The 24,943-nt window shown below is 63.2% G+C and carries 20 protein-coding genes; 10 read left to right on the top strand and 10 right to left on the bottom strand.

From position 1 onward, the window contains the following. Positions 1-18 precede the first annotated feature (18 nt). The 6 genes from GEV02_RS24530 (at position 19) to GEV02_RS24505 (ending at position 9,128) form a co-directional block, all read left to right on the top strand. Positions 19-4,731: an NAD-glutamate dehydrogenase domain-containing protein gene (locus GEV02_RS24530; RefSeq protein WP_152840564.1), complete on the top strand. Its 4,713-nt coding sequence runs from the start codon at positions 19-21 to the stop codon at positions 4,729-4,731. 4 nt (positions 4,732-4,735) lie between these two features. Then, positions 4,736-5,725 carry a succinylglutamate desuccinylase gene (locus GEV02_RS24525; protein WP_152840563.1) on the top strand — a complete coding sequence of 330 codons (990 nt, stop codon included), beginning with the start codon at positions 4,736-4,738 and terminating at the stop codon, positions 5,723-5,725. Positions 5,726-5,817: 92 nt separating this feature from the next. Further along, on the top strand, positions 5,818-6,357 hold the full coding sequence (locus GEV02_RS24520; protein WP_152840562.1) for an EF-hand domain-containing protein: 540 nt from the start codon (positions 5,818-5,820) through the stop codon (positions 6,355-6,357). Between the two features lie 145 nt (positions 6,358-6,502). Then, positions 6,503-6,745: an AbrB/MazE/SpoVT family DNA-binding domain-containing protein gene (locus tag GEV02_RS24515; protein WP_152840561.1), complete on the top strand. Its 243-nt coding sequence runs from the start codon at positions 6,503-6,505 to the stop codon at positions 6,743-6,745. 53 nt (positions 6,746-6,798) lie between these two features. Next, positions 6,799-7,305, top strand: coding sequence for a DUF1993 domain-containing protein (locus GEV02_RS24510; RefSeq protein WP_152840560.1), 507 nt, complete (start codon positions 6,799-6,801; stop codon positions 7,303-7,305). Positions 7,306-7,661: 356 nt separating this feature from the next. Beyond that, on the top strand, positions 7,662-9,128 hold the full coding sequence (locus tag GEV02_RS24505) for an APC family permease (RefSeq protein WP_328595910.1): 1,467 nt from the start codon (positions 7,662-7,664) through the stop codon (positions 9,126-9,128). A 200-nt stretch (positions 9,129-9,328) separates the two neighbouring features. Here the strand turns inward: GEV02_RS24505 and GEV02_RS24500 are convergent, their stop codons facing one another. Further along, on the bottom strand, positions 9,329-9,583 hold the full coding sequence (locus GEV02_RS24500; RefSeq protein ID WP_070272294.1) for a hypothetical protein: 255 nt from the start codon (positions 9,581-9,583) through the stop codon (positions 9,329-9,331). A gap of 225 nt (positions 9,584-9,808) precedes the next feature. Here GEV02_RS24500 and GEV02_RS24495 point away from each other — a divergent pair, with 225 nt between their 5' ends. Then, the gene (locus GEV02_RS24495; protein ID WP_152840558.1) at positions 9,809-11,134 is read left to right on the top strand and encodes a diguanylate cyclase; all 1,326 of its coding nucleotides are present in this window, start codon (positions 9,809-9,811) and stop codon (positions 11,132-11,134) included. Here the strand turns inward: GEV02_RS24495 and GEV02_RS24490 are convergent. The 3 genes from GEV02_RS24490 to GEV02_RS24480 all read right to left on the bottom strand — a co-directional run bounded on the left by GEV02_RS24490 (position 11,131) and on the right by GEV02_RS24480 (position 16,005). After that, positions 11,131-12,051, bottom strand: a complete 921-nt coding sequence (locus GEV02_RS24490; protein WP_152840557.1) for an EamA family transporter — start codon at positions 12,049-12,051, stop codon at positions 11,131-11,133. The genes GEV02_RS24495 and GEV02_RS24490 overlap by 4 nt on opposite strands. A 28-nt stretch (positions 12,052-12,079) precedes the next feature. Beyond that, a complete protein-coding gene (locus GEV02_RS24485) occupies positions 12,080-14,230 on the bottom strand; it encodes an FUSC family protein (RefSeq protein WP_152840556.1) in 2,151 nt (716 codons plus the stop codon). Between the two features lie 86 nt (positions 14,231-14,316). After that, on the bottom strand, positions 14,317-16,005 hold the full coding sequence (locus tag GEV02_RS24480) for a M14 family zinc carboxypeptidase (protein WP_152840555.1): 1,689 nt from the start codon (positions 16,003-16,005) through the stop codon (positions 14,317-14,319). Between the two features lie 208 nt (positions 16,006-16,213). On the opposite strand from GEV02_RS24480, the gene GEV02_RS24475 reads away from it, so the two are divergent. Continuing rightward, on the top strand, positions 16,214-16,984 hold the full coding sequence (locus GEV02_RS24475; RefSeq protein WP_152840554.1) for a hypothetical protein: 771 nt from the start codon (positions 16,214-16,216) through the stop codon (positions 16,982-16,984). An 11-nt stretch (positions 16,985-16,995) separates the two neighbouring features. On the opposite strand, the gene GEV02_RS24470 is transcribed toward GEV02_RS24475, so the two are convergent. The 6 genes from GEV02_RS24470 to purB all read right to left on the bottom strand — a co-directional run bounded on the left by GEV02_RS24470 (position 16,996) and on the right by purB (position 23,131). Next, positions 16,996-17,562, bottom strand: coding sequence for an NADPH-dependent FMN reductase (locus GEV02_RS24470; protein ID WP_008452906.1), 567 nt, complete (start codon positions 17,560-17,562; stop codon positions 16,996-16,998). 102 nt (positions 17,563-17,664) lie between these two features. Continuing rightward, positions 17,665-19,818, bottom strand: a complete 2,154-nt coding sequence (locus tag GEV02_RS24465) for a S46 family peptidase (RefSeq protein WP_152840553.1) — start codon at positions 19,816-19,818, stop codon at positions 17,665-17,667. A gap of 109 nt (positions 19,819-19,927) precedes the next feature. Then, the gene (locus GEV02_RS24460; RefSeq protein WP_152840552.1) at positions 19,928-20,494 is read right to left on the bottom strand and encodes a YceI family protein; all 567 of its coding nucleotides are present in this window, start codon (positions 20,492-20,494) and stop codon (positions 19,928-19,930) included. Between the two features lie 23 nt (positions 20,495-20,517). Continuing rightward, positions 20,518-21,072: a YceI family protein gene (locus GEV02_RS24455; protein WP_152840551.1), complete on the bottom strand. Its 555-nt coding sequence runs from the start codon at positions 21,070-21,072 to the stop codon at positions 20,518-20,520. A 24-nt stretch (positions 21,073-21,096) separates the two neighbouring features. Further along, positions 21,097-21,621, bottom strand: a complete 525-nt coding sequence (locus GEV02_RS24450; protein WP_152840550.1) for a cytochrome b — start codon at positions 21,619-21,621, stop codon at positions 21,097-21,099. Between the two features lie 133 nt (positions 21,622-21,754). Continuing rightward, a complete protein-coding gene (gene purB, locus GEV02_RS24445; protein ID WP_152840549.1) occupies positions 21,755-23,131 on the bottom strand; it encodes an adenylosuccinate lyase in 1,377 nt (458 codons plus the stop codon). Between the two features lie 108 nt (positions 23,132-23,239). Between purB and GEV02_RS24440 the strand changes: the two genes are divergently transcribed. Together GEV02_RS24440 and GEV02_RS24435 are read left to right on the top strand one after the other, a co-directional pair. Further along, positions 23,240-23,848: a glutathione S-transferase N-terminal domain-containing protein gene (locus GEV02_RS24440; protein WP_008452900.1), complete on the top strand. Its 609-nt coding sequence runs from the start codon at positions 23,240-23,242 to the stop codon at positions 23,846-23,848. Positions 23,849-23,851: 3 nt separating this feature from the next. Next, positions 23,852-24,898 carry a LacI family DNA-binding transcriptional regulator gene (locus tag GEV02_RS24435; protein WP_152840548.1) on the top strand — a complete coding sequence of 349 codons (1,047 nt, stop codon included), beginning with the start codon at positions 23,852-23,854 and terminating at the stop codon, positions 24,896-24,898. The last annotated feature ends 45 nt before the right edge of the window (positions 24,899-24,943 follow it).

Genomic DNA, 24,943 nt, shown 5'->3' with positions numbered 1-24,943 from the left:
CGTATTGGAGAAGCAACGATGAAACAAATGCCACAAGACCTGCGTAAACAAACGCTGGAATTGGTCAACGCCAGCAAGCCCGCCAGCGACAGCACTCAAGTCGCCGCGCTGATCAGCGCCTGGCTCGGTTCCCTGGACGACGAAGACCTGGCCGGCACCGTGCCAGACAGCCTGGCGCCGGTCCTGTGGGATGGTTTCACTCAAGCTTCCAAGCGCACCGGCTCCGGCGCGCAGATCGCCAAGCTGCGCTACGCGGATGGCCGCGGCGGCATGGCCACCGCGCTGCTGGTGCTGAACGACGACGTGCCTTACCTGGTCGATTCCATGGTCATGGCCATGCGCAAGCTGCGCGTGGGCGTCAACGGTGTATTGAACTCGGTGCTGCCGGTTGCGCGCAATGCGGACGGCGTAGTGACCGCCGTCGGCCAGGCCGGCGACAAACTCGAATCCTACGTTCTGTGCCTGCTGTCCGAAGACCTGCCTGAAGCCGAAATCGGCATGCTGGTCGAGCGCCTGGAAATGGTGTCCCGCGACGCCGCCGTGGTGCGCCGCGACAAAGCCGCGATGCAGGAACACTTCAGCCGCATCGGCGCCGAAGCCGCGTCGCATGGCGAAGAAGGCAAGGAAGTCGCCGCCTTCCTGGAATGGGCCAAGACCGAGGGCTTCGAGCCGTTCGGCTACGCCTACTACCAGGTCAAACCGGGCGTGCGCGAACTGGAACGCGACATCCCTAGCCGCATCGGCGTGCTGCAGGATACCTCGCATCCGGTCTACGGCACCTGCCTGGCCAATATCCCCGGCGACTTCGACACGCTGTCGAAACGCGCCCACACCCTGTCCATCGTCAAGGCCGACGTGGAAGGCACGCTGCATCGCGACCAGCAGCTGGACTTCATCGGCATTCGCCACACCGACGCGCAAGGCGCGATCCTGGGCGAGTACTGCTTCGTGGGCCTGTTCACCCGCGCCGCCACCGCGACGCCGCTGAACCGCCTGCCGTTCGCCCGTGGCCGCGTGGCCAAGGTGCTGAGCATCGCCGGCGTGCGCCAGGAAGGCTTCCGCGCCGAGAAGTTCCTGGAGATCCTGGAATCGCTGCCGCGCACCGAAGCGCTGGAAGCGGAACCTGAATGGCTGGCCGAAGTCTGCGGCGCCGTCGTGTCGCTGTACAAGCAGCCACGCACCAAGGTGTTCGCCCGCCGCGACGTGTATGCGCGCCATCTGAACGTGCTGGTCTACCTGCCACGCGAGCGTTACAGCGCAAGCGTCGCTTCCTCACTGGCCAAGGCGCTGCAAGCCAGCTCCGGCGCGCAGTACGTCAGCTCGCAGACGCTGGTGGCCGACGGCCCACTGGCCCGCGTGTACCTGATCGCCCACGCCGCGCGCTACCCGCTGGACCTGGAAACCGATATTCAACAACCGCTGCTGTCGGTGCTGGACGGCTGGCACGACCAGTTCTCCGTGCTGGCCGACGCCGTGGCCGACCTGCCGCTGCGCGCCAGCCTGCGCAAGATGTGCGCCACGCTGCCGACCGACTACGTCGCCACCACCGCGCCGGAAGCCGCGTTCCACGACCTGGGCACCATCCTGCGCAACACCGATCCGTCGCGTGTGGACGTGCGTGTGGAAACCGTCGCCGATGCGACCACCATCCGTCTGTACTCCGTCGACCGCGTACCGTCGCTGTCGACCATCCTGCCTGCGCTGCATAACGCCGGCGTGTCGATCGACCGTGAACAGGCGCACTCGCTGCGCGTTGATGGCCAGCGCCACTTCGTCACCAGCCTGTCGGTGGACGCCGCCAGCGCCGCCAACCTGGCCAAGGCCGATGTCGTGCCGGTCGCGCAGGAACTGTTCGCCGCGCTGTTCAACAACGAAGCCGAAGACGGCCGCCTGAATGGCCTGGTCATCGAAGGCGGCTTGAGCGTGCGCCAGGTGCAACTGGTGCGCGCCTACATGAGCTACTGGCGCCAGACCGGCACCCGCTTCTCGGTGCGCTACATCGCTGAAACGCTGCGCAAGCAGCCGGTCATCGTCAAGGAGCTGGTGGACGCGTTCCTGCAGCGCTTCAACCCTGCGCTGGACGTAGCCACCCGCACCGCCGCGCTGGACAAGCTGGCCGGCATCAAGAGCCGCCTGCCTGCGATCAACCACGCCGACAGCGAAGAAGTGCTGGGCGCGATGACCGACCTGATGGTCGCCACGCTGCGCACCAACTACTTCCAGAACGAACAGAAGGGCGACAAGATCATCTTCAAGTTCGACACCAGCAGCCTGTCGCTGGTGCCGGAGCCGCGTCCGTTCCGCGAGATCTTCGTGTTCTCGCGCCGCTTCGAAGGCGTGCACCTGCGCGGCGGCCCTGTCGCCCGTGGCGGCCTGCGCTGGTCGGACCGCATGGAAGACTACCGCACCGAAGTTCTCGGCCTGGTGAAGGCACAGATGGTGAAGAACGCCGTCATCGTGCCGGCCGGCGCCAAGGGCGGCTTCGTTTGCAAGCAGATGCCGAAAGACGCCGTGCGTGAAACCATCGCGGCCGAAGGCGAAGCAGTGTATCGCCTGTTCATCGCCAGCCTGCTGGAAATGACCGACAACCGCGTACTGGGTAATATCGTTTCGCCAGCGGACACCGTGTGCTACGACGGCAACGATCCGTATCTGGTGGTGGCTGCCGACAAGGGCACCGCGACCTTCTCCGACATCGCCAACGGCATCGCCGTGCAGCGCGGTTTCTGGCTGGGTGACGCGTTCGCGTCGGGCGGCTCGAACGGTTACGACCACAAGAAAATGGGCATCACCGCCAAGGGTGCGTTCGAAGCGGTCAAGCGCCACTTCTACGAAATGGACCACGACATCCACGCCACGCAAGTGACGATGGTCGGCGTGGGCGACATGTCGGGCGACGTGTTCGGTAACGGCGCGCTGCTGTCGCGCAAACTGAAAATCGTGGCAGCCTTCGATCACCGCCATATCTTCCTCGATCCGAATCCGGACATGGAAAAATCCTTCGTTGAGCGCGAGCGCATGTTCGCGCTGCCGCGCTCCTCGTGGGACGACTACAACAAGGAACTGATCTCGGCCGGCGGCGGCGTGTACCCGCGTACCGCCCGTTCGATCGAGCTGTCGCCGCAGATCCGCGCCGCGCTGGATATCGAAGAAACCGCGCTGTCGCCTGAAGAGCTGATGCACCGTATCTTGCTGGCGCCGGTGGACCTGTTCTACAACGGCGGTATCGGCACCTACATCAAGGCGTCGACCGAATCGCACGCGCAAGTGAAGGACCGCGCCAACGACAACATCCGCGTGGACGGCAACCAGCTGCGCTGCAAGGTCGTCTCCGAAGGCGGCAACCTGGGCGCGACCCAGGCCGGCCGTATCGAGTTCGCGCTGTCGGGCGGCCGCATCTTCACCGATGCGATCGACAACTCGGCCGGCGTGGATTGCTCCGACCATGAAGTGAACGCGAAGATGTGGCTGGACGTGGAAATGAACGCCGGCCAGCTGAGCGAAGCAGACCGCAACCGCGTGCTGAACGAAATGACCGCCGACATCGAACGCCTGGTCCTGCGCGACAACACGCTGCAAACGCAGCTGCTGGTGCGCGAAGCGCAAGCGCAGGTCGACGCCGCCGTGCAGGATGGTTATGCCGCGCTGATCGCATCGCTGGAAGAAGAGGGCGCGCTGTCGCGTGAACTGGAGCAGCTGCCATCGGTGGCTGAACTGGCGCGCCGCAAGGCCGACGGCCGTGGCCTGACCACGCCGGAACTGGCGGTGGTGATCGCCAACGTGAAGAACCGCTACAAGCGCATCCTGTCGGCGCTGCCGCTGACGGATTTGAATTGGGCCGAGTCGGTGCTGAAGCCGTACTTCCCGGACCTGCTGGTGGCTACCCGTCCTGCGCTGGCGCACCCGCTGGCCAACGCCATCCTGGCGACCGTGCTGGCCAATGAATCGGTCAACCGTTGCGGCCCGCTGATGCTGCGTCAACTGGCCGGCGAGCATGGCGTGGATGAATCGGATGTGATCCTGGCGTGGGGCCAAGCATGGTCCGCGCTGAACCTGGCGCCTATCTTCACGACGCTGGATGCGGATGCGTTGAAGGTGCCGCGTGCCGTGTCGATCAAGGTCGATGGTCGCACCCGCGTGCTGCAAAAGTCGGTGATCGAAGGTGTGCTGACGGTGCCTGCCGACCAGCTGCGCGCCGGTGTCGCCGAGCTGACCAAGTTGTTCGCCAAGCCTGAGACGCTGGCGCAGTTGACGCCAGCCGACGGCCAGTCGGATGCGGACATCACCTCCGGCCTGCGCGCCGAATTCGTACAGGCCTGGAAGGCAGTCGAGGCGATCGAGGCGGTGGCGGCGTTTGTGTTCGCGGCGCTGTCGGTATCGCGTCCGGCGGGCATGGACTTGCCGGCGTTCCTGCAGGTTGGCCTGGCGCTGCGCGCGCAGGTCGGCATCGATACGCTGGAACGCGGCCTGAAACTGCCGGCCACCAGCCGCTCGCAAGAGCAGCTGCGCAGCTACGCGCAGAACGCGCTGCGCCGCACGCAGCAACGCCTGCTGTCGCAGGTGCTGCAGCATGCGACCGGCGGCCATACGGCGGCGGAAGCGGTGGAAGTCGTGGCCAACACGCTGGGCTTGTCCGGCTACGCGGCGGCGACCGATCTGGAACAGGCGATGCTGGACGTTTGGGCTTTGTCCGAAGCGACCAACTCCGGTAACACGACGCTGGCGGTGTAAGTAGATGACTGATTTGCCTAAGGCTTTGCCGGAATCGGTACGCGCGCTTGCTGAAGCGGATTTCAGCGCTGTCGCGCAGCGTTTTTCGGCGGCTGGTTTTGCGGTGACGCAGCCGGCCGACGGTATCCTGACGATCAAGGCCGAAGGCGAACGTCCGAGCGTGCTGGTTTCGGTCGGCGTGCACGGCGACGAGACCGGCCCGATCGAGGTGGTGGCGTATCTGCTGGACGCCTTGTCGCAGCAGGCGTCGTCGCTGGCGGTCAACCTGATGCTTTGCGTTGGCAATATCGGCGCCATCCGCGCCGGCAAGCGCTTCATCGATGCTGACTTGAACCGCATGTTCCGCAAGGAGCGCGGGTCGCTGGAAGGCACGGCGGAAGCGGCGCGTGCGGATGTGATGATCGCTGCGACGACGGCGTTCTTCGAAGGCGCGGGGCCGGTGCGCTGGCATCTGGATTTGCATACGGCGATTAGGCCGTCGGTGTATCCGACCTTTGCCATCGTGCCGGAGCTGATCGCCGATCAGCCTCGCCGTGAGTTGATCGAGTGGTTGGGATTGGCCGGCATCGGTGCGGTCATCATGAATCCGGCGTCGGTCGGGACTTACAGTTATTACTCGGCCGAGCACCATGCGGCGGCCGGCACCACGGTGGAGTTGGGGCGTATCGGTACGCTGGGGCAGAACGATCTGTCGCAGTTTGTCGATGCGTCGCAGGCGCTGGATGATTTGCTGCGCGGTGCTGCCAAGCGTGAGGCCAGGCAGCAGCCGCACGTGTTCAACACTGCGCGCCAGATCATCAAGTTGAGCGACAAGTTCCAGATGGCGTTTGGCAAAGAGACGCACAACTTCACGACGCTGAAGCAGGGCGAGGAAATCGCCCGCGACGGCGATACTATTTATACCGTTCAGCATCCTGAGGAGCTGGTGGTGTTCCCTAATCCTGATGTTCGTATCGGCTTGCGTGCGGGCTTGATGGTGGTGCGGGTCGCCTGATCTTTACGTCGCTTTACACTCTGCGGGGTCATAGTTACATCGATTAGTTCGTTAACAGGAACAACAGTGTCCTTAACCACGGAGTAATCATCATGACGACAGCAATCAGCGGCGTTTCAAGCGGCAGTAGTACCCAAGCCACCTCCTTCGATCCTGCGAAGGGGGCGGCGCGCTTTGCGGCCAAGGTATTCGGCGATCTGGATGCCGACAAGGATGGCAAGGTCAATAAAGACGAATTCGTATCGGGCCTGGAAAAGAAAGGCGTGTCGGCAGACGACGCCACCAAGCAGTTCGATGCGATCGACACGCAGAAGTCCGGTTCGATCACGCAGTCCGATCTGGAGACTGCGATCAAGAGCGGCACCTTTGCGCCGCCGCGTCCAAGTGGTGGTGCCGGCGGCGCTCAAGGCGGCCAAGGCGCGCATGGCGCTCACGGTGCGGGCGGCGGTGGAGGCGGTGGTGGTGCAGGTGGCGTCAGCAGCACAAGCAGCTCAACCACGACCTACGAAGCAGCCGACACCAACAAGGACGGCACAGTCTCAGCACAGGAGCAACTGGTCTACAGCATCGCCCATCCCGACAAAACCACCGACGCCAGCAAAATCGGCAACAACGTCGACCAGCTGGCCTGACCAGCAGTTTGCTCGCCTCAGCCCGCTTTATCGTCGATGCGGTTGGTAAAGAATGTCTTTGACCGCTCACAAAGTTAGTAGGACGTTCTCTTGATTTTTCTTCGCGCACGCATAGAGTAAAGCGAACTGCGTTGAGGAGTAGATCATGACTATTGCATTCGTTTCCGCTGATGGTAGTGTTACTGTTCCGCCGCCTATACGGAAAGCGCTTGGCCTGGAGAATGGCGGCCGAATTGAATTTCTTCCGTTCGGCGATGGACAGGTCGTAATGATCGCCATGAATTTGTCGCCATCTGTGCTGAAGGGAATTCTTCCGAAGCCGGACTTGGACTGTACGATCGAGGAGATGGTCGAGATTGCGGCCAAGCGTGCGGCATGCAGCGCATAGACTGATTCCTTGCGCTACACTCGCAGTTCTCTATCTCACGTCTGGAGTTCGCGATGTCGCTATCGATGTATCAGGTTTCGGTGCCTGTGTTTGTGCGGGGCTTGAAGGTGTTGTCGGAGTTGCTGGGGAAGGCCGAGGCTTATGTCGAGCAGCATGGCTCGGTGCCGGATGCGATGATCTCGGCGCGCTTGGCCGATGACATGTTGCCGTTGTCTGCGCAGGTGCAGCGCGCCAGCGATACGTCGAAATTGTCGGTGGAGCGTTTGAGCGGCGTGCCCGCGCCCAAATTTGAAGACAATGAAACGTCGTTCGATCAGTTGCAGCAGCGGATCGCCGATACCATCGCCTACCTGGAAAGCATCGACGAGAACGCGTTCGCCGACAGCGAGGCGCGCACGATCGCACTTAATTTTGGTTCGTTTCAGCCGGAGTTCACAGGGGACGACTACCTGCTGACGTTCGCGTTGCCGAACTTCTTCTTCCACATCGTCACCGCCCACGATATCCTGCGCAACCAGGGCGTCCCGGTCGGCAAGCGCGATTATCTCGGGCCGTTCTGAATCAGCCGCGCGCCAGCCACGCAGCCAGCGTGCCCGCCAAACCCAACAGGGCAACGGCGGCGCCAGTCACGACAGGATGGAAACGCCGGGATACAGTGGGGATTTTTTGGATAGGCATGGCAGGCTCTCTTGGGCTTGGGCTAGGCTAGTTGTAACACTTGTCCCTAGAGTAACTTGACAACAATTTCCAATCTATACATCCCGCTGTATCAAAAGTAAGCAACTGTAACGGAGCCCTTGCCCCGCTTGGGGTCTGAGTTGTTTTTCTAACACAAAATTACTGTAATGCGATGGCCCGGAAGGCCCTATAATCGCTTAGTTTTTTTGCCCGTACATATCTCCCACAAGGATTGCCTGTGAACCAAACGCTGGTCCAGAAACTGACCCGTACCAAGCCGGTCAACAACACTGTAGAAACTGCTCCCTCCAGTAGCAACGGCCTGCACCGCTCCATAGGCTTGTTTCCCCTGACAATGATCGGTGTCGGTGCCACGATCGGCACCGGGATATTCTTCACGATGGTGGAGGCGGTGCCGAAAGCCGGCCCTTCCGTGATCCTGTCCTTCCTGTTCGCCGCGATCACCGCCGGCCTGACCGCGCTGTGCTACGCCGAACTGTCGTTCCGCATTCCGGCGTCCGGCTCGTCGTACTCGTTTGCCTACGCCACCGTCGGCGAGTTCTTGGCCTTTATCATGGCGGCCTGCCTGCTGCTCGAATATGGGTTGGCGGCCAGCGCCACGGCGATCGGCTGGTCCGATTACCTGAACAATTTCCTGAACAATGCTTTCGGCGTGCACATCCCCGAGATGTTGCGGTCGCCGATGATTGTGTCCACGCCCAAGGGCATCGAGTTCCACGGCGGCCATATCAACCTGCCGCCTATCCTGCTGGTCGGCCTGTGCTGCCTGCTGCTGATACGCGGCACCAAGGAATCGGCCACCACCAACGCCATCATGGTGATGATTAAGCTGGCGATCCTGATCTTCTTCGTGGTGATCGCTTTCTCCGGCTTTGATATAAACAATTTCCATCCATTCTTCAGCCCGGACAACGGCGTCCACATCACCGGCATGACCGGCGTGACGGCCGCCGCGGCCACGGTGTTCTTCTCGTTCATCGGGCTGGACACGGTCGCCACGGCCGGCGAAGAGGTGCGCGATCCCAAGCGCAACGTGCCGATCGGCATCCTGGCGGCGCTGGGCATCGTCACCTTGTTCTACCTGCTGGTGGCCGTGGCCGCGATGGGCGCGCAGCCTGCGTACAAGTTCGCCGGGCAGGAAGCCGGCCTGGCCGTGATCCTGCAGAACGTGACGGGCAAGACCTGGCCTGCGCTGGTGCTGTCGGCCGGCGCCGTGATCTCGGTGTTCAGCGTGACGCTGGTGACGATCTACGGCCAGACTCGCATCCTGTACGCGATCTCGAAGGATGGCCTGATTTCCAAGTCCTTCCAGAAGGTCAATGCGCGCACGGCCTCGCCGGTGCAGAACACGCTGATCGTCTGCATCGTGGTCGGCCTGGTGGCCGGTTTCGTTGACGCGACCTTCCTGTGGGATATGGTCAGCATGGGTACGCTGACGGCCTTCATCGTGGTGTCGCTGGCGGTGCCGGTGATGCGCCGCAAGGAAAATGGCACGGGCACCAAAGGCTTCCGCGTGCCGTTCGGTCCGTATGTGGTGCCGGGCCTGAGCATTGCCGCCTGCCTGTATCTGATGTTCGGCCTGTCGCTGACCACCTACACCATCTTCATCATCTGGATGAGCGCGGCGATCCTGACGTACTTCCTGTACGGCATGCGCAACTCGCGACTGAATACGGCCAAGTAAAACCCTGGACGTTAGAAAGCCCCGGCCGCTTGCGCGTTACCGGGGCTTTTTTACGTGCATGACGGACGGCTTACGCTTCGTCTTTACCCGGATTGGCGCCCAGGTAGAGGCGCAGTACGAGGCCCGACAGGGCGATGGCGGCAGGCAGGTTTTCGATGATGGTCAGCATGGTGATCTCCAGGAAGTTAAATTCGGTACGATTAACCGCGCGACGCCATGTAGCGCAGCTCGGCAGACAGGTTGGGCGAATGACGTTCGCAGTCATTGGCCATGCTGTTCAGCCAGGATGCGGCGGACTCTTGCTGGCGCTGCGTAACAACTTCTTCAGCGACGACAGCTGGACGTGGCTTGACTGCGAACAGTGCGGCAATCAGCTGGCGCGCTGCGGCGGCAACGTTGCTTGCATAGCGGGTCGAGGTCAGGTCGATGTAAATCAGGTTGTTAGTTGCGCTCATCAGAAGCTCCTTAAATGTTCGTTTGTTGCAGTGCAGTATGCGCGCCTTTCAGTAATAAATAAACTTTTGATTTGTGATACTCGCCATAAGAATTCTGTATAACTGGCGATTTTCCCTATGAGAAAAGCGTTCTCAAGAGTAATTTTTTAAGGCCGGATTTTTTTACGTACAGACTGCCATCGGGTATGATTACTGTCCAATTGGCAATAATTTGACGGAGCTCCGATGTCCTTGCGCACGAAATTCATGCTTGCCTTGCTGCTGACCGGATTGGCGGCCGTGGCGATGGTGGGCGGCCTGGCCTACGTGGGCATGACCAAGAAGGTCGACGTGATCCGCCGCCAGCGGGCCGCCGATCATTTCTACGAGGGGATGAACGGTTATCTGCAAAAGTACGGCAGCTGGCAAGCCGCCACCGCCGCCGAGCCTTTCGACAATTTCATGCACAGCCTGGATGGGCAGGGCAACCGGCCGCCGCCGCCGGATGAGGAAGGCGGTGAGCATCGCGGACCGCCGCCGGGCGAAGGACCGCCGCCGCGTCCGGAGGGCGGACGCCCGCCGCCGCGCGCGAACGGCGAGCCGCCGTTCCACTTCATCGTGGCCGACGGCCAGTTCCGCGTGCTGCTGGGCGCCGGCGTGTACCGGCCGGGCGAGGTGCTGCCCGAGTCGGCCCGCAAGGATGCGCGCGCCATCAAGGTGGGCGAGCACGTGGCGGCCTATATTTCGCCGGAGGGCGTGTTCACGCCCAGCAAACAGGAGCAGCAATATATCGACGCCATGCGCGAGGCGCTGGTGGCCGGCGTGACCGGCGCGGCCGCGCTGGCGCTGGTGCTGGGCGTTCTGCTGAGCCGTGGCCTGAGCCGCAAGCTCAGTCACCTGACCGGTGCGGTGCGCGCCATGCACGGCGGCTCGCTGCTGCAGCGGGTGCCGGTGGAGGGCAAGGACGAAGTGGCGGCGCTGGCCAGCGCCTTCAACGACATGAGCGAACAGCTGGCGCGCTCGCACGAGGAACTGAAGGAGTCGCACCAGACCATCCTGGCGCAGGCCGAGCAGATGCGCGAGCTCAGTGTCCGCGACGCCCTGACCAAGCTGCACAACCGCCGCCACTTCGACGAGCAGGCGACTACGCTGTTCAGCCACGCGGTGCGCCACAAGCGGCCATTGAGCGTGGTGATAGGGGATATTGATTTCTTCAAGCGTATCAACGACCAGTTCTCGCACGCCACCGGCGACGCGGTGCTGCGCCAGGTCGGCGAGATCCTGCGCAGCCATATGCGCCTGAGCGATCTGGTGGCGCGTTACGGCGGCGAGGAATTTGTCATCGCCTTCCCGGAGACCGAGCTGCCGCAAGCGGCCGCCCTGTGCGACAAGCTGCGCAACATCATCGAAGGCTTCCCGTGGCACGAGGTGCACCCGGACCTGAAGGTGACGATGAGCATGGGCGTCTACGCCGACCTGGCCGCCGGCACGGCCGAGGCCATGCTGCAAAAGGCCGACGCGCTGCTGTACCGCGCCAAGCAGACGGGCCGCAACCGGGTCTGCTTCGCTTAACGCTGGCCCAGCCAGCGCCCGCCGAACATGGTGCAGATCAGCGAGGCGACGATCAGCGCGATGCCGGCCCACTGCCAGCCGGTGATGACATCGCCCAGCGCGATCATGCCGGCGCTGATGCCGACCACCGGCACCCCAAGGCTGAACGGCGCCACGCGGTTGACCGGGTGGCGCTTCAATAAACGCGTCCACATGGCGTAGCCGAGGATGGTCGCCATCCAGCCCAGGTAGGCGGCCGAGATCCAGGTGGCCAGCGGTGCGCTGGTCCAGCTCCAGCGCGTGGCCGGGTCGTCGAAGGCCAGCGACAGGCCGATGAACGGCACTATCGGCACCAGGCTGCACCAGACCATGAAACCCACCACATCGAATTGCGGCGTGGCCTGCTGCGCGCGGCGCACGACGATGTTCGACGCCGCCCACATCGCGGCGGCAGCCAGGCACAGTGCAAAGCCGCCGGCGGTGGTGCCGCCCGCGTGGCCGGGCTGCACGTAGTTCATGCCGAAGCAGACCAGGCCCACGGCGGCCAGCAGCAGGCCCGCTTGCAGTGCGCGGCTGGCGCGTTCGTGCAGCAGCGCGAAACCGAAGAAGGCGGTGAAGAAGACTTGCGTTTGCAGGATCACGGACGCCAGCGCGGCCGACATGCCGACCTTCAGCGACAGGAACAGCAGGCCGAATTGGCCGACGCCCTGGCACAAGCCGTAAGCCACGATCCATTTGACCGGCAGCTTGGGCGGGCGGATGAACAGGATCAGCGGCAGCACGGCGAAGATGTAGCGCGCGGCGCCCATCTGGAACGGCGTCAGGTCGCGCAGGCCAACCTTCATCGCGACGAAGTTGGTGCCCCAGATCAGGACGACGAACAGGGCGGATACAAGGTCGCGGGTGCTGAAGGCGGATGGGGAGGAGGAAGCGCTCATCCGTCCATAGTAGCAGGCCTGCGCCGGATCAGGCGACGTTGCGGACGATGGCTTCGCTGTGGACGATGATCTTGACCGCGTCCGCTTGCAGCAGGCGGATGCGGCGCTGCACCAGCGGCCAGCCGGACCATGGCACGCTGGCGGTGTCCACGGCGGCCGTCGCAGTTGCCGGCTCCGTCGCCGGCGTGGCCGATTGCGGCGCCAGCGCCTGCGCCAGCGTGCGCACGACCTGCTCGTGGCTTTCGTTCAGCATCGCGTTGACGGGCGCGGTCGGCAGCTCCTTCTGGTGGCGGCGCAGGATGGAGCGCAGTGCGGCCACGTGCGCCACCAGCAGGTAGTTCTGCACGATGAACAGGTTGATGTCCTCCACCGCGCGCTGCTTGCGGGCCGGTTCGTCGAGCATGCGCACCAGCGCGGAGCTGAGCGCGGCCAGGCTGTCCATCAGGCGCTTGCGCTCGATGCGGTAGGCGAAATCGTCCTTGCCTTTGCCTTGCAGCAGATCGAAGCTGGCCTGCATGTAGCGCAGGTTCACGCCCAGCACTTCGCGGATCAGGCGCGGCAGGGTTTGATATTCCCAGCTGGCCAGCACGAAGCTGAAGGCTGTCGCCACGGCCGCGCCGATGAAGGTGTCGATCAGGCGTTCCATGATCAGGTCATGGTTGCCCGGCGCGATCAGGTGCATCTGCAGCAGGATCATGATGCTGACCGCGATCGCCGCGTAGCGGTAGCGCAGGTAGATGAAGGTGGGTGTGGCCACCGTCGACAGAATCAGGAAGCCCAGTATCGCCGCCGGATAGTTCAGGTACTTGATGATTAGCGCCGTGATGACGCAGCCGACGATGGTGCCGACGATGCGGTCGCTGCGGCGCTGCTTGGTCATGCTGAAGCTGGGCTTGAGGATGATGACGATGGTCAGCACGATCCAGTAGCTGTGCGCCGCATACGGCAGCCATGCGGCCACCGCCAGGCCGACCGAGATCGCCATCGCCACCCGCAGCGAGAAGCGGAAGATCGGCGAGTCCAGGCGCAGGTGCGACAGGATCATGCGCAGCTCGTACTTCTGCTGCGACAGGAAGGGGCCCATGTCGGCGTCGACCCAGAACGGCGTGCTGTCGTAGACCTTCTGGCTGGCGCGGTGCAGCTCGACGATCATCTTGATGATGCCGCGTACCTTGTTGCGCTGCGCGCGCAGCACGGCCAGCGCTTCCTGCGCCGGCTTGCCTTCGTCCACGCGGCGCTGCAGGGATGCCAGCTCCGCTTCGATGGCGTCCAGTTCCGGCTCGTAGCTGATCTCGGGGTAGGAAGCCTTCTTGCGGGTGACGTCGTAGGCCACCGACTCGATGTCGCGCGCAGCCTTGTAGGCCAGGTCGTGCAGCGTTTTCAGTACCGGCGAATCGGCCAGGTGCACGCGCAGCTGGGCGTAGTCGGTGTGGGTCGACAGGATCAGCTCATACAGGTCGAGCATGCAGACGTGGGTCTGCACGACGATGGCGTCCTTGCTGTTCTGGTGGCTGCGCAGTATCAGGTCGCGCGAGGCTTGCTGGCGGTCGGCCAGCAGGCTTTGGTGGCGTACCAGTTTGTTGAATTGTTCGGTGAGGTTGTAGCGGGTGTCGTAGAAGTCGGCCTTGATGTCGATGTAGGCGGCCAGTTCGAACAGCGCCTCGGCCAGCACCTGCTGCTTGATGCGGTGGCGCAGTATCCACGAGATGCCCATCGCGTAGGCCAGGTAGGCCACGGCGCCCAGCGTGAACAGGCCGGTATGGATGAAGGATTCGCGCACCGTCATGTCGTGTTCCATCGACATGGTCATGATGAACAGCGTGGCCAGTTGCAGCGGCATCGACTTCTTGCCGTAGACGACCATCATGCAGGCCAGGAAGCTGATCGCCACCAGCATGGACATCAGCAGCCAGTGCACCGGCGCGCACAGGCTGATTAACAGCGTGACGGCGCTGCACAGCAGCACCGAGGCGCTCATCTCGTTGAACTTGTGGCGCAGGGGACTGGGCATGTCCATCAGCGCGGTGCAGAGCGCGCCGATGCACACCGTCATGGCGGTGGCCATGTCGGCGAATTGGAGGGTAATCAGCGTGACGCCGACCAGGCCTGCGGCGAAGCGCAGCCCCAGGTAAAAGTAATGGCTGTAAAAAAACGTGCGCAGGTTGAGTGCGTAATGCATGGCTATGGCCTTGTGGGCAGCTTGCATGCGCGCCGCGGGATCGCCGCTGCGCGCATGGGGTAACGCTAGTTGATACTTGCGGGGACTTAGAAGACGGACAGCACCGGGTAACGGCGCCATTCCGGCTCGGCGTGGCGTTTGCCGTTTTCGAAGATGAAGCCCAGTACCTTCTCTTGGTCGGACAGCAGCGCCGGATGGTCGGCCTTCCATTGTTCGAATTTGGCTTTCAGTTCAGGCTCGGTTTCCAGCATCTCCATCGCCAGGTCTTCGAACACGTAGTCGGAGAAGGCTTCTTTTTTCTCCAGCACGCTGTTGAAGAAACCCCAGCGGAAGAAGGAGTCGTGGCCTTGCGGTTCCAGCGTTTCGACGGCGTAGCGGGCGTTGGCCTGCTTGAGCGGAATGAAGTAGTCGCCCGGCTGCACGGTGAAGCTGCCGGTGCGCGCTTCCAGTTCCACCACGTCGTGGTACATATGGCCTTCGTAGGCGTGCGGGCGCGAGGTGACGGAGGCGATGTGGTAGTACTGCGCTTCGATGGTGGAGGCTTCGTCGAAGCGTGCCATCTCCACGCCGTTCCATTGCAGGCGCTCGATCGCTTCGCGCCAGGCTTGCGGGATCACATAGCCTTTCGGCGCGCGCACGGTGGCCGACGGCACGAAGCTGTTGTAGTAGGCGATGTCCTTTTCCCACGGCTGGCTGCGGTTGTAGGACAGGCGGGTGTAGTTGCCCAGCAGGCTAGGGCTGCGCTTGGCGGCGTAGCCTTTGAAGCGGAAGGTCGACGGATTCGCTTCATCCATCTTCCAGCTGACGGTCCACTCCTTGGCGTTGGCGGCTTGCTCGCGCGCGTCGGCGCGCAGCTTCTGGATTTGCTCGCCGTGGGTGACGGTGAAGGCCATGGTCACGTCCAGCAGTGCGCGCATCGAATCGTAGCGGTCCTTGAAGGGCTTGAGCATGTGCGTCTCCGGCATGAAGCCGATGACGTGGTGCAGCGCTGCGAAACCGGTCGAGAAGCGCGGCACTTCCAGGAATTCGGCGATGCCGTCGTCCGGCGTGTCCTGCACCGGATTGACGTAGGGGCAGGTCGGCCAGCCCTTGGCTTCCATCTCGGCGTAGATGTGCGGCAGCATGGTCTCGCGCAGGAAGGGGCCGAGGCCGTAGCCCAGCTTGTCCGCCTGCGTGTGGATCAGCGTCATCGTGTATGGATAGTCGGCGCCGTTGGAGGTGTGGGTGTCCACCATCACGTCCGGATCCCAGCTGGTGACGAGCTGGTTGAACAGCTGCGCGTTGAGCGTGTCGCACTTGATGAAGTCGCGGTTCAGGTCCAGGTGGCGGCTGTTGCCGCGGAAGCCGAACTGCTCCGGGCCGTCCTGGTTGACGCGCGAAGTGTTGGCGCGGTTGAGCGCGCCGTCGACGTTGTAGAGCGGGACGAACAGCAGCACGGTCTTGCCCAGCGCGGCCAGGCGGGCCGGATCGAAGCACAGGTCGCGCACGATGGCCATGCAGGCGTCCACGCCTTCGGGTTCGCCGGGGTGGATGCCATTGTTGTTGAAGAAGACGGTGCGGCCTTCAGCCTTGATTTGCGCGCGGTCGAACACGCCGTCCGCGCTGACTACGCCCGCATGCACCGGGATGCCGCCGTCGGAAGTGCCGATCTGTTCAAAACGCAGCACTTGCGGGAAGCGCTGCGCCAGTTCCTGGTAGAACGCAATGCATTCGGTCCACAGGGTGGTCTGGTTTTGATTACCTTTTTCGTAAGGCGTAGGCATGTCTGGGTGCATGGCAGTCTGGATCTCAGAGGGAGTTGGGTGGAAAGGCACGTCGCGCCTGGTAAGCATTGCAACGCGCTGCCGAGGGCGGAATTGTATCATTCGTGCCCGATTTTTGAGCGCCGCCAGCCGAAGCAGACCCGCCTTTTGAGTTGCTTCAAGAAAACCCTGCGGCGCCGGTGCTCTACTGGAGAACGGCGGGCATGAGCGGGAGAATGCGATGGGCAACAGCTATGGATGGCGGGCGTTGATCGTGGTGGCCTTGCTGGCGCTGGGCTGCAAGGTGGGGCTGGCGCAGATCGGGCCGCGCTATGTGATCGAGCTGGAGGGCGCTGCACCGGTGGCGCCTGCGGCGCCGGGGCGGGTGCAACTGGCGGGCAGGGGGCTGGCGTTGATTCACTTCCAGGGCTTGAGCATCCTCACCGTGGGCGCCGACGCCGATGCCTACAGCGCCGAGGCGGTGCGCCAGTGGCCGGCGGCCGATCTGCTGCTGGTGACGCCGGCCGGCAGCGGCCGCTACGGCGGGGTGGCGCCGCTGGCGTCGCTGGGCAAGCTGCCGGTGATCGTGGCGGAGCCGGCCGCCGCATCGTCGCCGATGGAGGGGGCCGATGCGCCGCGCTTCTATCCGATGCAGACCTGGGATACGCTGCATCTGCGCAAAGGCAAGACCAGGCTGCGCGTGACGGCGCTGCCGGGCCAGCCGGGCACGGCGAACGTGGCCGGCTTCATGCTGGAGGTGGGCAACAGCTGGGCGTCGTACCGGCTTTACGTCAGCTGCGAGCAGCTGGGGGCGGATGAGGCGGGCGCGCTGGCCCAGCGTCTGCCGGGCGCCGACCTGGCGCTGCTGCCGGATCCGGAGCGCAAAGCGCCGCTGCTGCTGGCGCTGCAACGCGCGGCGCGGCCGGCGGCCGGCAATGTAGCCGGCAATGCGGCCGCCAAGCCGGCCGCGCTGACCGAGGCCGGCCACGCCTTCAAGGCGATCAAACGCTGATCGCGCGCTGATTATTTCTTGGCGTTGGTTTCGACCCAGGCGCCGAAGGTGTTCATGAACTTTTGCAGGAACTCGCGGGTGCTGTCGTTGTTCAGCTTGCCGTCGTCGCCGAGCAGCTTGGCGGCGCCGCCGATGTAGGCTTCCGGTTGCTGCAGCAGCGGCATGTCGAGGAACACCATCGACTGGCGCAAATGGTGGTTGGAGCCGAAGCCGCCGGTGGCGCCCGGCGACACGCTGACGATGGCGGCCGGCTTGCCGCTCCAGATGCTGCTGCCGTAGGGGCGGGAGCCGATGTCGATGGCGTTCTTCAGCGGCGCCGGCACCGAGCGGTTGTATTCCGGCGTGACGAACAGCACCGCTTGCGCGTCCTGCATGCGCTGGCGGAAGTGGGTCCAGGTTTGCGGCGCGGTGGCGCCGTTTTCTTCCAGGTCCTGGTTGTACAGCGGCAGTTCGCCGATCTCGACGATCTCCAATTGCAAGGACGGCGGCGCCAGCGCGATCAACTCGTGGGCGAACTTGCGGTTCAGCGAATCCTTGCGCAGACTGCCGATCACTACAGCGACTTTTTTCGCGGCCATGACATCTCCTGAAGAAGGTTGAGGAACCCTTAATGTAACCGATCCATAAAAAAACCACGCCGCGTTGCCGGGGCGTGGTTTCGAGGGTGAGGCGGAGACGGCTTATTCCGCGTTCATTTCTTTCAGCAGGTTGTCGGCGTGGTCCACGTGTTTCATGTTCCACAGGATGTAGCGCAGGTCGACCTGGATGTCGCGGGTGTTGGCTTTGTTGAAGTCCCAGTCCGAGATGATCGAATCGAGCGTGCCGTCGAAGGCCAGGCCGATCCACTCGCCCTTGGCGTTCAGCGCGGCCGAGCCGGAGTTGCCGCCGGTGATGTCCAGCGTGGCCAGGTAGGCCAGCGGCACCGATTTCAGTTTCGGATCGAAGTACTTGCCGAAGTCCTTGGCCTTGATCGCGGCCAGCTGGGCTTTCGGTGCGTTGAACTCGCCTTCGCCGGTGGCTTTGGCAACCACGCCTTCCACGGTGGTGAAGGCTTTCCAGGTGGTGCCGTCGGCGCCGTGGTCGCGGCCGGCGATCTGGCCGAAGGTCACGCGCAGCGTGCCGTTGGCGTCAGGGTAGACGGCCTGGCCTTTGCTCTGCATGAAGGCGATCTTGGCTTTCATGTAGTTGGCGTAAGCCTGTTGCAGCTTGCCGCCCAGCTCTTCCTCTTCCGCTTCTTCCTTCATGCCCGGCTCGTACAGGGCCACGGCCGCTTTGATGAAGGCGTCGTTGCTGGCCTTGAACTCGGCCGGGGTCTTGCCGATCCAGCTGCTGCGCTCGGCGGCGTCGCCCAGCTTGCTGCCGGCGTACATCACGTCCAGCGCGGCTTGCAGGTCGGCCTTGCTCATGCCGTCCTTGATGCCGATGACGGCGTCGAACTCGGCGTTGCGCTGGGCTGCCGGCAGGGCGGCGTACTTGGACAGGCTGTTCATCACCAGCGCCTTGTCGACCTTTTCATCGTAGTTGCGCACCAGGGCGGCGACCGACGATTTGATGCGCGGCACGTCGCGGACCTGGAAGCCGGCCTTGCGTTCGGCGTCAGGCTTGGTGTTTTCGTTGGCCAGGCGGTACAAGGTGCGCGCGGTGTTCAGCAGGCGTGGCTTGGACGAGGACAGGAAGTAGTCGCGCTTGGTTTCGGCGTCGCGCTGGGCGATCAGCTTTTCCACCAGTTCGATGTCGCCGGCGTACTCGGCCTTGCGGGCCGGGTTGGCGTTGATCCAGGTCTTCAGCGCTTCGTGCTCGGCGGTTTTACGCTTGAGCATGTCGCTGCCGGCGTAGGAGTCCAGCATGCCCTGGCGGTTCTTGTAGTAGTTGTTGATGCTGGCCACTTGCGACGCGTATTTCAGCGCGGTGTCCTTGTTGTCCTTGGTGGTGTCGGCGATGGTCGCCAGGCTCTCGGCCGAGGTCTTCACGAACGTTGGGTAGCTCCAGTCGAAGGTGTACGACACTTCCGACGGCAGGCGGTGGCGGTTGGTGCGGCCTGGGTAGCCGAGCACCATGACGAAGTCGCCTTCCTTGCTGCCTTCCTTGGCCAGTTTCAGGAAGTGCTGCGGCAGGTAAGGGACGTTGTCCTTGCTGAAGTCGGCGGCCTTGCCGTCCTTGCTGACGTAGGCGCGGTAGAAGCCGTAGTCGCCGGTGTGGCGCGGCCACATCCAGTTGTCGGTGTCGCCGCCGAACTTGCCGACGCCGGCCGGTGGCGCGTGCACCAGGCGCACGTCGCGGATTTCCAGTTGCTTGATCAGGTAGTACTCCAGGCCGCCGTAGTAGGACGACACGGTGCAGCGGTGGCCTTCGTCTTTTTCGCACTCGGCCTGGATGGTTTTCTGGTTCTTCTCGATGGCGTCGCTGCGTTTCTTGCCGCTCAGTTTGGCGACATCGGCGGTGACGACTTGCTTGCTGACGTTGGTGACGGCCTTGGTCACGAAGATGCGGCTGCCCGGGGCGGCCGGCAGTTCTTCGCCGAAGTTATGGGCCAGGAAGCCGTTGGCCAGCAGGTCGCGCTCCGGCGTGGAATTGTGCGCCACGCTGCCGTAGACGCAGTGGTGGTTGGTGGCGACCAGGCCTTGCGGCGAGACGAACGAGGCCGAGCAACCGCCCAGGCTGACGATGGCGCCCATCGGGAACTCGGTCAGTTTGGTCAGGTTGGCTGGGTCCAGCTTCAGGCCGGCGGCTTTCAGTTGCTTGGCTACTTGTGGCAGCTGTTGCGGCATCCACATGCCTTCATCGGCTTGGGCTGCGGTGCTCAGGATGGCGAGCGCGATCAGTGTCTTATGCATTTTTGTCGTTGTTGAAGTGGTGGGAAAGGGAACAACGGCGGGAGTATAACAATAAAAAACCCCTGCGCATCCATTGGATGGGCAGGGGCTGGCAGGCAGCTTGGCTGGCTTAGTCGGCTTTGATGGCTTCGATCTGGATCGCCAGTTTGACTTCCGGTGCGAAGGCCGGGGTGCCGTAGTTCAGGCCGAAATCGGTGCGCTTGAACTCGGCCACGGCGTTGGCGCCGCACACTTCACGCTTGTAGCGCGGGTGCATGATGCAGTTGAACTTGTCCACCTTCAGCGCCACCGGCTTGGTCACGCCCAGCAGGGTCAGCTCGCCGTCGACGCCGACCAGCTTGTCGCCGTCGAACTTGAACGACTTGCTCTTGTAGGTGATGGTCGGGAATTTCTCGACGTTGAACATGTCGGCCGTCTTGGCGTGGCTGTTCATCTTGTCCATGCCGAAGTCGATCGAGTCGGCGGCGATGGCGATGTCCAGCGCGCCGGTCTTGGCGCTGCGGTCCATGGTCACGGTGCCGCTGGTCTTGTCGAACTTGCCGCGCCATACCGACAGGCCCATGTGGTCGGCCTCGAAGCTCGGGTAGGTGTGGGTCGGGTCGATGTTGTAGGTGGCGGCGATGGCCGACGAGGCCGAGGCGGCCAGCAGCGTGGCGATCAGGATCTGGAATTTCATGCGCTTGTGTCTCCTTGGTTAAATTATTGGCCTGCGACGACGTGGAACTTGATCGTCACTTCATCGGCGACCATGCCGGTGTCTTTCCATTCGCCTTCGCCGATGTTGTAGGCCAGGCGTTTGATCGGCAGCGCGCCTTCAAACACTTGCTTGCCGCCGTCGGCCTTGACCGTCAGCGGGAAGGTGATGTCGGCGGTCTTGCCCTTGATGGTCAGCTTGCCGGTGACGTTGAGCTTGCCGGCGCCGGCGCTCTTGATCGACGACGAGACGAAGGTGGCTTTCGGGAACTGGGCCGAGTTGAACCATTCCTTCTTCGCCACTTCCTTGTTCATGTCGGCGTCGCCCACGTCCAGGCTGGCGGTCTCGACTTCAACGGTGGCCTTGGAGGCGTCCGGCTTGGCCGCATCGTAGTCGATGGCGACGGTGTATTTCTTGAACTTGGATTCGACCGGCACGTTCATCTGCTTGAACACGGCCGACACGGTGGACTTGGCCGGATCGGTCTTCAGGGCGGCGGCGCTGGCGGCCAGGGCAACACCCATCAGCGAGACGAGGGCGAGTTTTTTCATGGTTTTCATAGTGGCTCCGGTGATGAGTGGGGATTACGGCAGCATGCGTTTGAGCGTGATGTCGCGGTCGACAAAGTGATGCTTGAGTGCGGCGAGGGCGTGGGCCACTACGGCGGCGGCCATCGTCATGGTCAGAACATAGTGAACGGTTTTTAAGATCGGCTTAAGTTCGGCGTTCGGCTCGATGATGGCCGGCAGCTGGACCAGGCCCAGGTACACCACCGGCACGCCGGCCGCGTACGAATACAGGTAGCCGGAGATCGGCACCGCGAAGATGAAGAAGTACAGCAGGTAGTGCATGCCGTCGGCCACCTTGTGCTGCCAGGCCGGAATGCTAGCCAGCGGCGGCGGTGGTTTATTGGCCTTGCGCCACAGCAGGCGGATGGCGGCCACGCCCAGCACCGTCACGCCCAGCCATTTGTGCCAGGAATAGTATTTGAGCTTGGTGGGCGTGATGCCGTGTATGTCCACCATGGTCAGGCCGAGGAAGAAGGCGGCGATGATCAGCAGGGCGGTCAGCCAGTGCAGCAGCATTGCCGTTTTGGTATAGCGTTGCATAAGCTTGAACTCCAGAAATAGTACGTGTTAGGACTAATATACCAAAGAAATGCGATGCGCGCTGGACGGGCAAAAAAAAGCCCCCGGGACAAATGTCGGCGGGGGCTAGTGTAAAACAGTTTTAACGGTTTGCTTAGATGGCTTTAGCCAGATCCGTCGCGATACCGATGTAGTTGGCCGGGGTCATGGCCAGCAGCAGGTCTTTGGCTTCCTGCGGGATCGCCAGGCCGGTGATGAAGTCGCGCAGCGCGTCTTTCGAGATGCCTTTGCCACGGGTCAGCTCTTTCAGCTGCTCGTACGGATTCTCGATGCCGTAGCGGCGCATCACGGTTTGCACCGGCTCGGCCAGCACTTCCCAGTTGGCGTCGAGGTCGGCGGCCAGGCGGGCGTGGTTCACTTCCAGCTTGTTCAGGCCGCGCAGGCAGCTGTCGTAGGCCAGCAGCGTGTAGCCGAGGCCGACGCCGATGTTGCGCAGCACGGTCGAATCGGTCAGGTCGCGCTGCATGCGCGAGACCGGCAGTTTTTCGGACAGGTGCTTCAGCACGGCGTTGGCCAGGCCCAGGTTGCCTTCCGAGTTTTCGAAGTCGATCGGGTTGACCTTGTGCGGCATGGTCGACGAACCGATTTCGCCGGCCTTGGTCTTCTGCTTGAAGTAGCCCAGCGAGACGTAGCTCCAGATGTCGCGGTTCAGGTCCAGCAGGATGGTGTTGACGCGGGCGAAGGCGTCGAACAGTTCGGCCATGTAGTCGTGCGGTTCGATCTGGATGGTGTACGGGTTGAACACCAGGCCCAGGCGCCGCTCGATCACGTCCTTGGAGAAGTTGGCCCAGTCGAACGACGGGTAGGCCGACAGGTGGGCGTTGTAGTTGCCGACCGCGCCGTTCATCTTGCCGAGGATCTCGACCTGCTCGATGCGCTTGATGGCGCGCTGCAGGCGGGCGACGACGTTGGCCATTTCCTTGCCCAGCGTGGTCGGGCTGGCGGTCTGGCCGTGGGTGCGCGACAGCATCGGCACGTCGGCGTTGGCGATGGCGATCTCTTTCAGCTTGGCGATCACATTGGTCAGCGACGGCAGCATGACGCTGTCGCGGGCCGCTTTCAGCATCATGCCGTGCGAGGTGTTGTTGATGTCTTCCGAGGTGCAGGCGAAGTGGATGAACTCCGACGCGGCCACCAGTTCCGGCACATCCTTGACTTGCTCCTTGAGCCAGTACTCCACGGCCTTGACGTCGTGGTTGGTGACGGCTTCGATTTCCTTGATGCGGGCGGCATCCTGCTCGGTGAACTCGTTGGCGATCTTGTCCAGCAGGGCGGTGCCTGCGGCCGAGAACGGCTTGATTTCAGCGAAACCGGCCAGCGACAGCGCTTGCAGCCAGGAGATTTCTACTTTGACGCGGTGGTGCATGAAGCCCGATTCGGACAGGATGGGACGCAGCAGGTCGGTTTTACCGGCGTAGCGGCCGTCCAGCGGCGACAGCGCCGACAGCGTGGAGTAAGGAGTAGTGGTCATGATGGGAAGGAAGGCAGGGTTAAAATTGCGCAAAGGTAGATTTTACCATTGGCCGGGCGCGAGGCCTCCGATGTTATACTGTTGTCTGATCTTCCACTCTAAGCCTCTATGAAACTCATCGGTTCCCTCGCCAGTCCTTATGTACGCAAAGTTCGTGTTGTTCTGGCGGAAAAGAAGCTTGATTACCAGTTTGAACTGGAAAATGTGTGGGCGCCGGACACCACCATCGACAAGCTGAACCCGCTGGGCAAAGTGCCTAGCCTGGTCATGGAAGACGGCAACGTCATGATCGATTCGCGCGTCATGGTCGAGTACCTCGATACGCTGACGCCGGTATGCAAGCTGCTGCCGCCAAACGGCCGCGACCGCGCCGATATCAAGTGCTGGGAAGCGCTGGCCGACGGCATGCTGGACGCCGCCATCATCGTGCGCCTGGAGCGCACCCAGCGTCCGCCTGAATTGCAGAGCGAAGACTGGATCGCGCGCCAGATGCGCAAGGTGCAGCTGGGCCTGGCCTCCTTGTCGGAGAAGCTGGGCGAGTCGGCCTATTGCGCCGGCATCCACTACTCGCTGGCCGACGTGGCGGTGGGTTGCACGCTGGGCTGGCTGTCGTTCCGCTTCCCGGAAATCACCTGGCGCGACGACCATCCGAACCTGGCGCGCCTGTTCGACAAATTGTCCGAGCGCCAGTCGTTCAAGGACACGGTTCCTCAGTAAGCCATGCCCAAGACCACGCCGCCCGACGCGGACAGTTCCGCCCAACAGCGGCGCCTGCAAATGGCCGACATCGCCCGGCTGGCCGGCGTGTCGACCTCGACGGTGTCGCGCGCGCTGGCGGGCAGCAAGCTGGTCAGCGAAGAGACGCGGGTGCGCATCATGGAGCTGGCCCGCTCGCTCAAGTACACCATCAACATCGGCGCGCAGAACCTGCGCATGAAGCAGAACCGCACCGTCGGCGTGGTGATCCCCTACGACTCGGCCACGCGCCAGCATTTGTCCGATCCCTTCTTCCTGTCGATGCTGGGCAGCCTGGCCGACGCGCTGACCGAGCTGGGTTTCGACATGCTGGTCTCGCGCGTGGACGCCGAGGAGCTGGACGCGGCCGCCGCGCCCTTCGATACGGGCCGCGTGATCGGCATCATCCTGATCGGCCAGTGGCGCCACCATGAACAACTGAACCAGCTGGCCGCGCGCCATGTGCCCATCGTGGTGTGGGGCGCGCAATTGCCGCAGCAGCTGTACTGCACCGTCGGCGGCGACAACGTGGCCGGCGGCGAGCTGGCCGGCGCGCATCTGATCGCGCAGGGCCGCAAGCACATCGCCTTCTTCGGCGATATCAATCTGCCCGAAGTGGGCCAGCGTTACGAAGGCCTGTGCCGCGCGCTGCGGCAGGCCGGCATGGCGGTCGATCCGGCGTTGCAGGTGTCGGTGTCCTTCCTGCCGGACGGCGGCAAGGAGGCGGTGCAGGAACTGCTGCGCCGCGGCCTGCCGTTCGACGCCGTGTTCGCCGGCAGCGACCTGATGGCCATGACCGCGATTAACACGCTGCGCCAGCACAGCCTGGACGTGCCGGGCCAGGTCGCCGTGGTCGGCTACGACGATATCGAGCTGGCCGGCTACTTCCATCCGCCGCTGACCACCGTGCAGCAACCGATACGCGAGGCCGGCCGGGCGCTGGTGGCCCAGCTGCTGGAGCTGGTCGACGGCCGCCCGGCGCCTTCGCTGAAAATCCCTACCCAATTGATCGTCCGCAGCAGTTCTGTCTGATTTATGCAACCGATTGCATAAAGTTGTCAGTTAGCGCTGTAGATA

This window comes from Rugamonas aquatica (assembly GCF_009380215.1).
GTDB lineage: Bacteria > Pseudomonadota > Gammaproteobacteria > Burkholderiales > Burkholderiaceae_D > Rugamonas > Rugamonas aquatica_B.
Note: the sequence above shows the minus strand (reverse complement) of the source record. Positions and strands in the feature narration are given on the sequence as shown.

Excerpts from the sequence above, each read along its gene's own strand:
- GEV02_RS24530 (WP_152840564.1), top strand. The coding sequence starts at position 19 with ATGAAACAAATGCCACAAGACCTGCGTAAACAAACGCTGGAATTGGTC.
- GEV02_RS24525 (WP_152840563.1), top strand. The coding sequence starts at position 4,736 with ATGACTGATTTGCCTAAGGCTTTGCCGGAATCGGTACGCGCGCTTGCT.
- GEV02_RS24520 (WP_152840562.1), top strand. The coding sequence starts at position 5,818 with ATGACGACAGCAATCAGCGGCGTTTCAAGCGGCAGTAGTACCCAAGCC.
- GEV02_RS24515 (WP_152840561.1), top strand. The coding sequence starts at position 6,503 with ATGACTATTGCATTCGTTTCCGCTGATGGTAGTGTTACTGTTCCGCCG.
- GEV02_RS24510 (WP_152840560.1), top strand. The coding sequence starts at position 6,799 with ATGTCGCTATCGATGTATCAGGTTTCGGTGCCTGTGTTTGTGCGGGGC.
- GEV02_RS24500 (WP_070272294.1), bottom strand. The coding sequence starts at position 9,583 with ATGAGCGCAACTAACAACCTGATTTACATCGACCTGACCTCGACCCGC.
- GEV02_RS24495 (WP_152840558.1), top strand. The coding sequence starts at position 9,809 with ATGTCCTTGCGCACGAAATTCATGCTTGCCTTGCTGCTGACCGGATTG.
- GEV02_RS24490 (WP_152840557.1), bottom strand. The coding sequence starts at position 12,051 with ATGAGCGCTTCCTCCTCCCCATCCGCCTTCAGCACCCGCGACCTTGTA.
- GEV02_RS24485 (WP_152840556.1), bottom strand. The coding sequence starts at position 14,230 with ATGCATTACGCACTCAACCTGCGCACGTTTTTTTACAGCCATTACTTT.
- GEV02_RS24480 (WP_152840555.1), bottom strand. The coding sequence starts at position 16,005 with ATGCACCCAGACATGCCTACGCCTTACGAAAAAGGTAATCAAAACCAG.
- GEV02_RS24475 (WP_152840554.1), top strand. The coding sequence starts at position 16,214 with ATGGGCAACAGCTATGGATGGCGGGCGTTGATCGTGGTGGCCTTGCTG.
- GEV02_RS24470 (WP_008452906.1), bottom strand. The coding sequence starts at position 17,562 with ATGGCCGCGAAAAAAGTCGCTGTAGTGATCGGCAGTCTGCGCAAGGAT.
- GEV02_RS24465 (WP_152840553.1), bottom strand. The coding sequence starts at position 19,818 with ATGCATAAGACACTGATCGCGCTCGCCATCCTGAGCACCGCAGCCCAA.
- GEV02_RS24460 (WP_152840552.1), bottom strand. The coding sequence starts at position 20,494 with ATGAAATTCCAGATCCTGATCGCCACGCTGCTGGCCGCCTCGGCCTCG.
- GEV02_RS24455 (WP_152840551.1), bottom strand. The coding sequence starts at position 21,072 with ATGAAAACCATGAAAAAACTCGCCCTCGTCTCGCTGATGGGTGTTGCC.
- GEV02_RS24450 (WP_152840550.1), bottom strand. The coding sequence starts at position 21,621 with ATGCAACGCTATACCAAAACGGCAATGCTGCTGCACTGGCTGACCGCC.
- purB (WP_152840549.1), bottom strand. The coding sequence starts at position 23,131 with ATGACCACTACTCCTTACTCCACGCTGTCGGCGCTGTCGCCGCTGGAC.
- GEV02_RS24440 (WP_008452900.1), top strand. The coding sequence starts at position 23,240 with ATGAAACTCATCGGTTCCCTCGCCAGTCCTTATGTACGCAAAGTTCGT.
- GEV02_RS24435 (WP_152840548.1), top strand. The coding sequence starts at position 23,852 with ATGCCCAAGACCACGCCGCCCGACGCGGACAGTTCCGCCCAACAGCGG.